The 12,337-nt window shown below is 73.7% G+C and carries 6 protein-coding genes; 4 read left to right on the top strand and 2 right to left on the bottom strand.

All coding sequences use genetic code 11. The features are described from left to right. Positions 1–18: 18 nt before the first annotated feature. The gene (locus tag ACH4D3_RS00915; RefSeq protein ID WP_398314960.1) at positions 19–1,038 is read left to right on the top strand and encodes a hypothetical protein; all 1,020 of its coding nucleotides are present in this window, start codon (positions 19–21) and stop codon (positions 1,036–1,038) included. An 88-nt stretch (positions 1,039–1,126) separates the two neighbouring features. On the opposite strand, the gene ACH4D3_RS00910 is transcribed toward ACH4D3_RS00915, so the two are convergent. Together ACH4D3_RS00910 and ACH4D3_RS00905 are read right to left on the bottom strand one after the other, a co-directional pair. Next, complete coding sequence (locus ACH4D3_RS00910) at positions 1,127–1,282, bottom strand: hypothetical protein (RefSeq protein ID WP_398314959.1); 156 nt, start codon at positions 1,280–1,282, stop codon at positions 1,127–1,129. Further along, complete coding sequence (locus tag ACH4D3_RS00905; RefSeq protein WP_398314958.1) at positions 1,279–2,628, bottom strand: wax ester/triacylglycerol synthase domain-containing protein; 1,350 nt, start codon at positions 2,626–2,628, stop codon at positions 1,279–1,281. Before ACH4D3_RS00905 ends, ACH4D3_RS00910 begins: the two co-directional genes overlap by 4 nt. 821 nt (positions 2,629–3,449) lie before the next feature. Between ACH4D3_RS00905 and ACH4D3_RS00900 the strand changes: the two genes are divergently transcribed. From ACH4D3_RS00900 to ACH4D3_RS00890, 3 genes are all read left to right on the top strand, one after another. Next, on the top strand, positions 3,450–4,562 hold the full coding sequence (locus tag ACH4D3_RS00900; RefSeq protein ID WP_398314956.1) for an SDR family oxidoreductase: 1,113 nt from the start codon (positions 3,450–3,452) through the stop codon (positions 4,560–4,562). A gap of 87 nt (positions 4,563–4,649) precedes the next feature. Then, complete coding sequence (locus ACH4D3_RS00895; RefSeq protein ID WP_398314954.1) at positions 4,650–6,233, top strand: PfaD family polyunsaturated fatty acid/polyketide biosynthesis protein; 1,584 nt, start codon at positions 4,650–4,652, stop codon at positions 6,231–6,233. Between the two features lie 56 nt (positions 6,234–6,289). Then, the gene (locus ACH4D3_RS00890) at positions 6,290–12,331 is read left to right on the top strand and encodes an SDR family oxidoreductase (protein WP_398314952.1); all 6,042 of its coding nucleotides are present in this window, start codon (positions 6,290–6,292) and stop codon (positions 12,329–12,331) included. Positions 12,332–12,337: the final 6 nt, after the last annotated feature.

Here is a 12,337-nt window from a genome sequence, read left to right as displayed (position 1 = left end):
GTGCCCTCGGGAGCCAGCATGAGTCTCACCACTCCGCCGCGGCCGGTCGATGTGACCGCGCTCTTCCCCCAACTGGCCCCGCTGGCACGCACGGCGACCCGGCTGCACCCGCGGCCGGGCTCGGCCACCGTGCACGACAGTTCCGTCGGCGGGCCGCTGCTGTGGCCCGCCGACGAGCCGTGGCCGCACTGCGGAGGGCCGCACGAGAGGGGCGCGACGCGCAGGGTTCTGTCCCCCGACGACATCCGGCTCCTCCGTCACAACCAAGCGGTGGTGGCGAGCCGGCGGCACCTCGGCCCCCCGGCCTCCCGGCCCACACCCGAGGAACTCGCCACCGAGAGGCGGATCCTCCAGGGCCGCCCCTGGCCCGAGGCCCCGGTCCCCCTGCTCCCCGTCGCGCAGCTGTACGCCCGCGACGTCCCTCTCCCCCTCAACCCGCCCGGAGCCGACCTCCTCCAGATCCTGTGGTGCCCCTTCGACCACCCGGCCCACCCCCGTACCGCGGTCTTCCGGCGCTCCGCAGGCACCGTCTCCGACATCCTCGACGCCCCGCCCGAACCGCCCGCGATCAAGTCTCAGGGCTACCTTCCGGAGCCGTCCGCGCTGGCACCGGAGCAGGTCACGGAGTACCCCGCCTTCAGCCAACTGGACCAGAAGCTGCGGCAGGAGCTGAGCGACCCGATCCGGTGGGGCGTCTCCCGCCCCACCGCCCCGCAGGAGTTCTACGCCAACGACCTGTCCGCTGCGCCGGGCTGGAAGACCGGTGGCTGGCCGCGCCGGGGAATGACCGACCCCGTGCCTCGCCGCTGCCCGGAGTGCGGCACCGAGACGCTGCCGCTCCTCACCATCGCCACCGTCGAATGGGACGCCGACAGCGACAGCTGGGCACCCGAGGAGGAGAGGACGAACCCGACTCCACTCCTCCCCGGCACCCCGCCGGCAAACTACACACTGATCGGCATCGCCGGCGGTTCCAGCCTCCAGCTCCACGCCTGCCCGACCGACCCGTCCCACCCCCACATCGAGCTGGTCCAGTAGCCGGAACGGCGCGAGCCGACAGGAGGTTCACCACCCCGCCGCGGCCAATCGACGTGACCGTCCTTTCTGAACCACCTGGTGTCACCGGTCACTTCAGGTAGTCCAGGATCTCCGCATCGCTGGCCATCAGCTCGGCCAGGACGTCATCGACCTTCAGCTCGGCCCGGTCCTGGGCGTCACCGATGGCGGCGGCCGCGACGGCCCTACCTTCACTCCGTGCGGTCGCAGCGCCCGCCCGGGTCACACCGGCGTCGCACTCTCCTCCAGCTCACCCACGGCCTGCTCCCACAGCTCCGGCAGCAGTTCCCCCAGGGGAAGGGCGCGGTCGGCGACGAAGGACACCTCGGCCCAGTCGCCGAAGAACGACAGCCCCACCGCGAAGAGGTGCCCCGGCACGAGCAGCGGCAACAGGGCAGTGCCCGTCACCTGCGTCTCCCCCAGGCTCCCTTTCTCGGCAAGCGGCATGGAGGTGGCCATGACGTTGGTGACACGCGGGGAGAGCATCCTTCGCAGGTACCACTCGGTGGGGCGGCCCGGCATGAAGCGGACCAGGTCCTGAATGGCCTGCCGCCATGCCTCGCCCCGCAGCCTCCGGGTGGCCGCCATGACACGATCCAGCCGCCGCAGGGACGCCTCACCCTCCCGGGCCCCGTCCGGGTGTTCCGCGGCGGTCCGCACCGGCAGCTCAAGAGGCAGTGCGAAACAGCGGTTTCCCCACGTCTGCTCCTCGTCCGCTCTGCGTGCGTCGACGGGCAGCACGGCCGTCACCCGGGGGAGCGGGACGCCGGCGCGGGCCGACCAGACCGACAACGCCCCGGCGAGTGCGGCCAGATGTACGTCGTGGGCCGAGCCGCCGCGCGCGGTACCGATCCGGCGGAGGGTGTCCGCCGGTACACGGCCTCGCCACAGCCGCCGCTCCCCGGAAGGGGTGAAGGCCGTGCCCAGGCGGTGCCCGCGAACGGCAACGGTGCCGGACAGGAACCTCATCGCCAGCCCGACGGCCGCGCCCACCCGCCGGGGTGCCCCGAACCGACGGCTCCGACCCGGCACCGGACGCGCCGACGGCTCCCCCTCGCCCAGCATGGCCCGGAAGGTCATGGCGGCGGCCGAACCGTCCTGGCAGGCATGGTGGAAGCGGTAGCACACGGCATACGCGTCGGGTTCGTGGCCGTGGATCAGCCAGACCCCCCAGTAGGCGCCGGGGGCGAAAGGGGCGTTGAGCGCGGTATGGAGGGCGGAGTCCCAGGCAGTGGGACCGTCGGCGACCACCTCGTGCACATGCTGGTCGATGTCGAAGTCCGCGTCCGGCTGCCACCGGGACCGCCGACCGCCCTCCACCCGGCTCGTGAGCAGAGGCAACGCGCCGAGCCGGAAGCTCACGTACGCGCGAAGGTCCGCCAGGGCCGGGGGCGGACCGCTGAGGTACGCGACACCGCCCGCGTCCCAGCGGACGTCGGGTCGACGGCGCTCCAGCTTGAGGAACGCCCGGTCGACCGAGTGAGTGGGGTGGCGGGGCGGAGGAACGGACGGATCGGGCCGCACGGAGCGCTCGGACGGGGCGGACAGGGTGGGCTGCTCGGAATCGGGCATGGGCTCCGGGGCTCCAGTTCGGGCGAGGGCGAGGGCGGTCGCGCTGACCGCAGGAGGGGCCGGGGGGGAAGCGAGCGTGCGAACGGCAACAGGCCACGCCCCCGGCAGCCCACCGAACCGGCCGACCGCAGCACACCACGGCCCGGACCGGCCGACCATCAGGATGACCACCGAACGGAGCGGGTCCGTCCGGCGCCCGCACGCCGCCGCGGCCTCGGCAGCCGGATTCCTGTCGGGCCGACGACGGGCGGCCGCACTCGCTCCCGGGCTCCTGCGCTCCCGGTTTTCCGTGCCCTGACGGGCTCGCTGTCCACGCGCCCGCAACCGCCGTCGGCGGGGCGACCCCTGGCAGACCGGTCCAAGGCCCCCGCCGCCGAGTTCCCTCGAAAGAGGGAATGGGCTCCAGTCACCGCCGTAGGGCTCCCACCTGGTCCGGACGCTCCGCAAGCCGGACACACTTGGTCTGCGACGAGTCGCGCCGAACCGGGAGGACGTCCGCGGTCACGGTGCGGCGTACTTCGTTCGGGTGAGCAGGGACGATCGAGACTCGCGCCCCACCCTGCGTCTGCCAGTGTGTGCCGTGCGCCAGCGGTCACCGGGCCCCCAGGGCCTGAAGAGCCCTGGGCCGGACAGGGGTGTCGGAGAACCGGCGAGCATCAGTCGGGCCGTGCGCGACGCGACCGCCGGAGACGATCCATGTCGCAGGAAGGCCGGTGGCGTCCCGTTCATCCGCACCCGGTCGCCGCAACGGCGGCACCCCGCCTCCGCCCTCCGCAGGCGGCCGCAGGCCCGCCCCTCTCACCGCCCTTGGAGACAAGCTCGTGCACGTCGCGCTCACCGGCGCCACCGGGTTCCTCGGACTGCGCCTGTTACGTCGCCTGCTCGACACGCACCGGTCGGTGACAGTCCTGACCCACGCCGGGTCGGCGGACGCTCTGCACCGCATCACGCGGTTCTTCGAACTGACGGGCGCCCCAGAGGAGTTCACCGCGGGACTCCCCCGCCGCCTTCGGGTGGTGGAGACCGACCTGGCACTGCCGCGGCTGGGGCTGTCCGGGCGTACGTTCCAGAAGCTGGCCGACAGCATCGGCGCGATCTGGCACAGCGCGGGCAGCATCAACCTGCAGGGGGATCTTCCCGAGCTGCGCGGGATCAACGTCGAAGGGACCCGGCACATCCTGGAGTTCGCGGCCGCAGGCCGTCGGTCACCCGTGGTCCATCACGTGAGCACCGCGTTCGTGGCCGGCGGGCGCCGCACCGGAGTGGCGTACGAGGACGAGCTGGACGACTCCGGTGGTTTCGAGAACGCCTACGAACAGTCCAAGTACGAGGCGGAGCTGCTGGTACACGCGTGGTCCCGGGAGCACGCTCGCCCGGTCCTGGTACTGCGGCCGAGCATCCTGGTCACGGACCTTCCGACGCACCCCGAACTGCCCCCGCACCCGCTGCTGGTCGTCGAGCGGATCCTGCGGGACGCGCGAGGTGCCGCCGAGCCGCCGCTCCCGGGCCCGGCCGGCCGGCGGCCCCGCGTCCGGGTGGTGGGGCATCCGCACGGCCGGCTGAACCTGTTGCAGGTGGAGCACGCGGCCGAGGTCATGGTGCGGCTGGCCGGGCTGTCGCTTTCGGGCGGGGTCGACACGTACCACGTCGTCCATGACCGCGATGTGCCCGTGCCGACGGTCGTGGCCCTCTTGGAACGGCTGGTCCCGCTCTCGGTCGACCTGGTCGCCACCAGGCCGGACGCCCCGTCGGAGCTGGAGGCGCTGCTGGATTTCTACCCGGGTATGACGGCCTACCTCGCCCACCGGCGGCGGTTCGACGACACCCGGGTCAGAACCCGGCTCGGGCCGTCAGCGGCCTGCGCCCCGGTGAGCCTCGACTATCTCTTGTCCGGACTGGCCCCGGGGGCCGGACTGGCCCCGGGGGCCGGGTGACTCCCCTCGTCGGGCAGTCCCCCGGCCGCCGCCCCGTCCACCCCGTACGCCTGGCCAGCAGGCGTCCTCGCCCGTTGGAGCCCTACCGTGACCGTCCTCGCCCTTCCCGGCGTCCCCGCCGCGTTCCCGCCGGTCTTCTCGCCCGAGGGAATCACGGCCCGCGTCCGGCACATCCGGGAACCCGTTCACATCGTCAGCGGGCCGGACGGCCGGGAGCTGGGGATCACGACCGGTCCCGTACCCGGCGGTCCGGTGCTCGGTACGCTGCCCCCGCTGTACCCCGAGTGGCTCGGTGGTCGCACCTTCTGCGAGACGCACGGGGTCCGCTTCCCCTATGTCGCCGGTGAGATGGCAGGCGGCATCGCGACCACCCGGATGGTCTCGGAGATGGCCCGGGCGGAGATGATCGGCTTCTTCGGCGCGGGCGGTCTGGCCTACCCCGACGTGGAGCGGGCCGTGCACGCACTGGCGCACGAGCTGGGAGCACTCCCGAACTGGGGCGTCAACCTCATCCACTCACCGGCGGAGCCGGCGCTGGAGTGGCGCGTCGCCGAGCTGCTGCTGCGCTGCGGTGTTCCTCGCATCTCGGCGTCCGCGTTCATGGAGCTGACCCCCGCGGTCGTGCTCTGCTCGGCCCACGGACTGCGCCGGGGCACGGACGGCGACATCGTCCGGCGTACACGCCTGTTCGCGAAGGTGTCCCGGCCCGAGGTGGCGGAGAGGTTCCTCTCCCCCGCCCCGCCCGCGTTGCTGGGCCCGCTCGTCGACCAGGGAAAGCTGACCCGTGAGGAGGCGGATCTGGCGGCCCTGGTGCCGGTGGCCGAGGACATCACCGTGGAGGCGGACAGCGGGGGGCACACCGACAACCGGCCGCTGTCGGTCCTGCTGCCGCGGATCACCGCCCTGCGCGACACGCTGTGCCGGCGCTTCGGCTACCGCCGCCCGGTCCGGCTCGGCGCGGCCGGCGGTCTCGGCACACCGGACGCGGTGGCCGCCGCCTTCGCCCTCGGTGCGTCCTACGTGGTCGTCGGATCGGTGAACCAGACGGCCGTGGAGGCGGGCCTCTCCGACGAGGCCAAGGCGATGCTCTGCGACGCGGACGTCTCCGATGTGGCCATGGCGCCGTCGGCCGACATGTTCGAGCTCGGCGTGAAACTGCAAGTGCTCTCCCGGGGCACCATGTTCGCCCAGCGGGCCGGCCGGCTCCACATGGCGTACCGGGCCCACGGTTCGCTGGAGGAGATCCCGTCCGCGCTGCGCGCTTCGATCGAGCGCGACGTGCTGCGCGCCCCGTTCGACGAGGTCTGGCAGCGAACGCGCGCCTTCTGGGAACAGCGCGATCCCGCGGAGATCACCCGTGCGGAGGCCGACCCGAAACACCGCATGGCCCTGGTCTTCCGCTGGTATCTGGGCAGTTCGAGCCGGTGGGCGATCACCGGGGAGACGACGCGGCGGGCCGATTACCAGATCTGGTGCGGGCCCGCGATGGGCGCGTTCAACCGGTGGGTGGCGGACACGTTCCTGGCCGAGCCGGCGCACCGGTCCGTGGTGCAGATCGCGCTCAACCTGCTCGAAGGGGCTGCCGTGGTCACCCGCGCCCACCAGCTGCGCACGTATGGCGTTCCGCTGCCGGCTGAAGCGTTCTCCCACACCCCGTGCGAGCTGGCGTGAGCGGCACCGGCGCCGCCGATACGTCGGCAACGACAGCACGCCCCCGAGGAGGGACCGTGTCCGGCTCCATTCCCCATCAGATCCCCATCGCCGTGGTCGGCGTGGGCGCGCTGGTACCCGGCGCGACGGACGCGGCCGGTTACTGGCGGATCGTGACCGGCGGCCACGACCTGATCACCGAGGTGCCCGCCTCCCGCTGGCGCGTGGAGGACCACTACGACCCGGACCCGGCCGCCCCCGACAAGACGTACGCCCGCCGGGGCGCCTTCCTCGACGAGGTGGACTTCGACCCGATGGCCTACGGGGTGCCCCCCGCCAATCTGCCGGCGACGGACACCTCTCAGCTGCTCGCTCTGATGGTCGCCGACCAGGTGCTGACGGACGTCGGCGGTCCGGCCGGGGTGGACCGGGACCGCACCGGCGTCGTCCTCGGCGCGGCCGCCCTCGAACTCCTTCCGCACATGTACGGGCGCACTCAGCGTCCCGCGTGGCTCGCGGGGCTGCGGGAGAGCGGACTCGGGGAGAGCGAGGCACAAGCCGTGTGCGACCGCATCTCGGCCCGCTTCGAGCCGTGGCGGGAATCGTCCTTCCCCGGGCTGCTGGGCAACGTCGTCGCGGGTCGGATCGCCAACCGGTTCGATCTGCACGGCATCAACCACACCACCGACGCCGCCTGCGCCAGCTCTCTGGCGGCCCTGTCGACGGCCGTCGGTGAGCTGTCGCTCGGCCGGGCCGACCTGGTGATCAGCGGTGGCGTGGACACCGGGAACGACATCGGCATGTTCCTGTGCTTCTCCAAGACGCCCGCGCTGTCGCCCAGCGGTGACTGCCGGCCGTTCTCGGCCGCGGCCGACGGAACCATGCTCGGCGAGGCGGTCGTCATGTACGCCCTGAAGCGGTTGTCCGACGCGGAGCGTGACGGCGATCGGATCCACGCGGTGATCCGGGGCATCGGCTCCTCGTCCGACGGCAGAGGTACGGCGATCTACGCACCGCTGCCCGGCGGTCAGGCGCGGGCCCTGCGACGCGCCTACGAGGAGGCGGGCTACGGACCGGACACCGTGGAGTTGGTCGAGGCGCACGGGACCGGGACGAAGGCCGGGGACACCTCCGAACTGGCCGCGCTCGGGTCGGTGTTCGCAGCGTCGGGCCGTACGGACGGGCAGTGGTGCGCGATCGGCTCCGTCAAGTCGCAGATCGGGCACACCAAGTGCGCGGCGGGTGCGGCGGGGCTGCTCAAGGCGGTGATGGCCCTGCACCACAAGGTGCTGCCGCCCACCGTCAAGGTCGACCGGCCGAACCCGGCAGCCGCCGCCCCGGACGGCCCGTTCTACGTCAACACCCAGGCCCGTCCGTGGGTGAGGCCGGCCGGTCATCCGCGCCGGGCGGCGGTGTCGAGCTTCGGCTTCGGCGGCAGCAACTTCCACGTCACATTGGAGGAGTACGTCCCCTCGGGCGCCCCGGGCCGTGCGGCCCTGCGTCATCGCACCGCCCCGAGCGAACTCGTCCTGCTCAGTGGCGATTCCCTGTCGGACCTGGCACCGCCGCAGACGGACGACGGCCGTCCGCTTGCCGCGTCGGCACGGGAGAGCCACGCCCGCTTCTCACCCGCCGCCCGGATGCGGCTGGCTGTCGTCGCCACGGACGGCGAGGACCTGCTGCACAAGCACGCGCAGGCCCTCGCGCTGATCCGGCAGCGCCCCGACGCGGCGTTCTCGACGCCCGCCGGTGTCCGGTACGCGTACGGGGAGGCCGCCCCCGGCCGCATCGGCTTCCTGTTCCCCGGGCAGGGGTCCCAGTACGTCGGGATGGGAGCCGATCTCGCGATGCTGGCGCCGTCCGCGCAGGCCCTGTGGGACCGGCTGGGCGGCACCCGCTTCGACGGACAGCTCCTGCACCGGGTCGTCTTCCCCCCGCCCTCCTTCACCGACGAGGAACGAGCCGCCCGGCAAGCCCTGCTGAATGCCACCGAGTGGGCGCAGCCCGCGCTGGCGGTGCACGCGCTCGCCCTGCTGGAGGTGGTGCGCGAGCTGGGGCTGCGGCCGGACTGCGTAGCGGGGCACAGCTTCGGCGAGCTGGTGGCGTTGCACTGCGCGGGTGCGCTGGACGCCACGTCGCTGGTGGGTCTGGCCCGTCATCGCGGCGAGCTGATGCGGGACGCGGCTCTCGCCCCGGGCGCGATGCTGGCGGTGACGGCGGACCGCACACACGTGGCGGAGGTGCTGGCCGGCGGCAGGTTCGGCGACATCTGGCCCGCCAACCACAACTCCCCGCACCAAGTGGTGCTCTCCGGATCGGTGGAAGCGGTCGGCCGTGCCGAGAAGGCGTTTTCGGCCGCGGGCGTCGCCACCCGTCGGCTGGCCGCGTCGACCGCCTTCCACAGCCCGCTGGTCGCCCCGGCCGTCGAGCCGCTCGCCGCGTACCTGCGCACGATGCCGCTCGCGGAGCCCGGGATCGAGGTCTACGGCAACGCGGACGGGGCGCCGTACCCGTCGTCCCCCGACGAGGTGCGCCACCGGATCGCCCGCCATCTCGCTTCGCCCGTGCTCTTCCAGGACCAGATCCAGGCGATGTACGCCGCTGGGGTACGCACCTTCGTCGAGGTCGGCGCCGGCACCGCGCTGACCGGCCTGGTCGGGCAGATCCTCGGCGACCGCGAGTACGCGGCCATCCCCCTGGACCGGCCGGCCCGGCCCGGGGCCGACACCCTGCACGCCGCGCTCGGCGAACTCGCCGTACGCGGCGTCCCCCTCGATCTCGACACCCTCTGGGCGCCGTACGCCCCGCCCGGAACCTCAGCGAAGGAGCGCGAGCCCCGAATGACCGTGAAGATCAGCGGAGCCAACTTCGGCCGGTCCGCGCCGACCCGTGCCGCGTCCGCCGAGCCGCCGCCCGCACCGGAGCCCCGGCCTCGGTCTTCCCTCGTACCCGCACACCCGTCCGACACCCCGATGGCTCCCGTGCCCGCGTCCGCTGCCTCTCCGGCCCACACCTCGCAGCCGTCGGCGTACGGGACGGCCACCGCCGCGCCCTGGCAGCTGGAGCCCGAACCGGCGCAAGAGGCCGATGCCGCTGACAGCGCCGGGGCCTCGGGTGCGGTCGGCGGTGACTGGCTCGCCACCGTCGAGAGTGTCCAGCGGCAGGCGGCGGAGACCCACACCGCCTGCCAGCGCATGCTGACGGAAAGCCACATGGCCTTTCTGCGGATGACCGAGACGACCCTGACCGCGATGCTCGGGGGAGCGCACCCGGGCGTGATCACGGACGTACCGGCTCCCCCGCTGCCGCTGCCCCGCCCCACGTCACCGCGGCCCGCACCGGGGCCCGTGGCGATGCCGGCTCCGGTCCCGACCGGTGCTCCGGTACCCGTACCCGTACCCGCCCCGGCCGGCCCTGTGCCCGGCGCGTCCCCCGGGGTCGAGGCGGCGTCTTCCCCCGCACCGGCAGCTGCTCCCGCTCCCGCCGATGATGTGGTGTCCTTGTCGCCAAAGGAGCTGGAGGAGTTGCTGCTGTCGGTGGTGGCCCGGCTCACGGGCTATCCCAGCGCCATGCTCAACATGGACATGGAGCTGGAGGCGGACCTGGGCGTCGACTCCATCAAGCGCGTCGAGATCCTGTCGGCCGTACGCCGGCAGGTGGGCGACGTGGCGGTGGGGGACGCCGGGCAGCTCGGCAAGCTCCGGACGCTGCGCGAGATCGTCGATGCGCTCACCGGCGGCGCCCGGCCTCCCGAGCCTCCCGAGCCGCCGGAGCCGGGCGGCCGTGCCGCCGGAGCCCCCGCCGTTCCCGAGGCATCCGAACCACCTGCCCCGCGCACCGGGGCGGGCGAGGGGACGCCGCTGGCCAGGCTGGTGCCGCGCACGGTGGAGTCGCCTGCGTCCGGGCTGGCCACGGCGGGACTGCTGGACGGGCCCGTCCTGGTGACCGGCGAGGGCACGGGCGGGTGCGGGATCGTCGGCCTCGTCGCCCGGAAGCTGACGGAGCGCGGCGTGGACGCCGCCGCCGTGGCGGAAGTGCCCGCGGACGCGCGTGGTGTCGTCCATCTCGGCGGGCTCACCGCGAGCGGCGCGCCGGACGAGGCGCGGGAGGTCCACCGGTCGGCGCTCCGCGCGGCGCGTGCGGTGGCGGCAGGAGCGGCCGCGGGCGGCGGGCTGTTCGTGACCGTCCAGGACACCGGGGGCAACTTCGGGCTCGGGGGCCACGCGCCCGACCGCGCATGGCTCGGCGGAGTCGCCGGTCTGGCCAGGACCGCGGCGAAGGAGTGGCCGGACGCCTCGGTCAAGGTCGTCGACTGCGAGCGGGGCGGCCGGGACGACGAGGAGGTCGCCGAAGCGATCGTGCGGGAACTGCTCGAAGGCGGGGCCGACGCGGAGGTCGGCCTCCGGGCGGACGGCACCCGCGCCCTCCTGCGGATGGTGCCTGAGCCGGTCACGCCCGGCGGCACCCGACGGATCTCCTCCGCGTCGGTGATCGTGGCCACCGGAGGGGCGCGCGGGGTGACCGCCGCGGCCTTGCTCGACCTGGCCAGGACCCACCGTCCAAGGATCGTGCTGCTGGGCAGGACGGACCTGGCCGCCGAGCCCGCCGGACTGGCCACGGCGACCGACGAGCCGACGCTCACCCGTCTGCTCGCGGAGCGCTCGACCGGGAGCGCGGCGGACTCCTCACCCGTCCGGATCGCGGAGCGGGCACGGGCGATCCTGGCCGCGCGCGAGGTGCGGGCGACACTGGCGGGGCTGGAGGCGGCGGGGTCGCCGGTCCGGTACGTCCGGGTGGACGTCCGCGACGGTGCCGCCCTCGCCGCCGCGCTGCGCGACGTGCGCGAGACGTGGGGGCCGGTCACCGGCATCGTGCACGGTTCGGGGGTGCTGGCCGACAAGCGGATCGCCGACAAGACCGACGAGCAGGCCGAACTGGTGATGTCCACCAAGGTGGACGGTCTGCGGGCGCTGCTGGAGGCGACGGCGGAGGATCCTCTGGACACGATCTGCCTGTTCTCCTCGGTGGCCGCCGTGTTCGGCAACCCGGGGCAGGGCGACTACGCCATGGCCAACGAGGTCCTCCATCAGGTTGCGTCGGCGGAGCGGGTCCGCCGCCCCGGCTGCCTGGTGCGGTGCCTGGCCTGGGGCCCTTGGCGGGGCGGCATGGTCACCCCGGCCCTGGCCGCTCATCTCGGCCGGTCGGGGGTACCGCTCATTCCTCTTGAACAGGGTGCGGCGGCCTTCACCGCCGAGCTGGACGGCACCGCCGGCGAGGCCCGCGTCGTCCTGGCCGCCGGGGACGACCCGGCCGCCCTGTCCCCGGCCGGTGAGCCGCGTAGCGCACAACTGCTGGTCCACTCGGACACCCTGCCGCAGCTGGCCGACCACGCGCCCGCCGTGGTGCCCGTACTGCCCGTGGCCCTGGTCCTGAACTGGTTCTCGGGCGCGGCCACGGCCTGGCTGCCGGCTGCCGGACGGCTCGTCCTGCGCGATCTGCGGGTGTACAAGAAGTACGACCTGCCGCAACTGCCCGGCGTGGGCCACCGGCTCACCGTGGTCGGCAGCCGGGGCGCGCCCGGTTCACCGTCGGCTCTGGAGGCGGAGCTGCGGGGCCAGGACGGTGTGGCGCACTTCCGTGCCATCCTGGACACCGGGGAGGGGGAGCCCGATGCGGCCGCGTGGGACGCCCCGGACGGCCTGAAGCCACTCGACCGGGACGATCCGTACGACGGGAAGGTCCTCTTCCACGGCCCCCGGTTCCACGCGCTGCGCACGGTGCGCGGTATCTCGGAGCACGGAGCCGAGGCGACCGTCACGGGCGTGCGTGCCCTGGGCTGGGCGGGTGAGCACTGGTCGCTCGATCCGGCCGCCGTGGACGGCGCTCTCCAGCTCGCCCTGCTCTGGGGTGCGGAGGTGCTCGGGGCGGCGACGCTGCCGATGACCGTCGCCGAGTGCAGAGTGCACCGGCGTGGCCCGGTGGACGCCGCCGTGCGGTGTGTGGTGAGGGGGCGCAAGGCGCACGAGACGGGTGCGCGCTGCGACGCGGCACTGATCGACGCCGACGGTTTCGTCCGGCTGGAGCTGATCGGCGTCGAACTCGTCCGCCGCCCCTCCTGACCCCGT

Origin of the sequence: Streptomyces sp. NPDC018026 (assembly GCF_044327745.1) — a bacterium.
In the GTDB taxonomy this organism is placed as follows: domain Bacteria; phylum Actinomycetota; class Actinomycetes; order Streptomycetales; family Streptomycetaceae; genus Streptomyces; species Streptomyces rubrogriseus.
The sequence above is the reverse complement of the archived record's forward strand: the minus strand, read 5'-3'. Positions and strand labels throughout refer to the sequence as shown.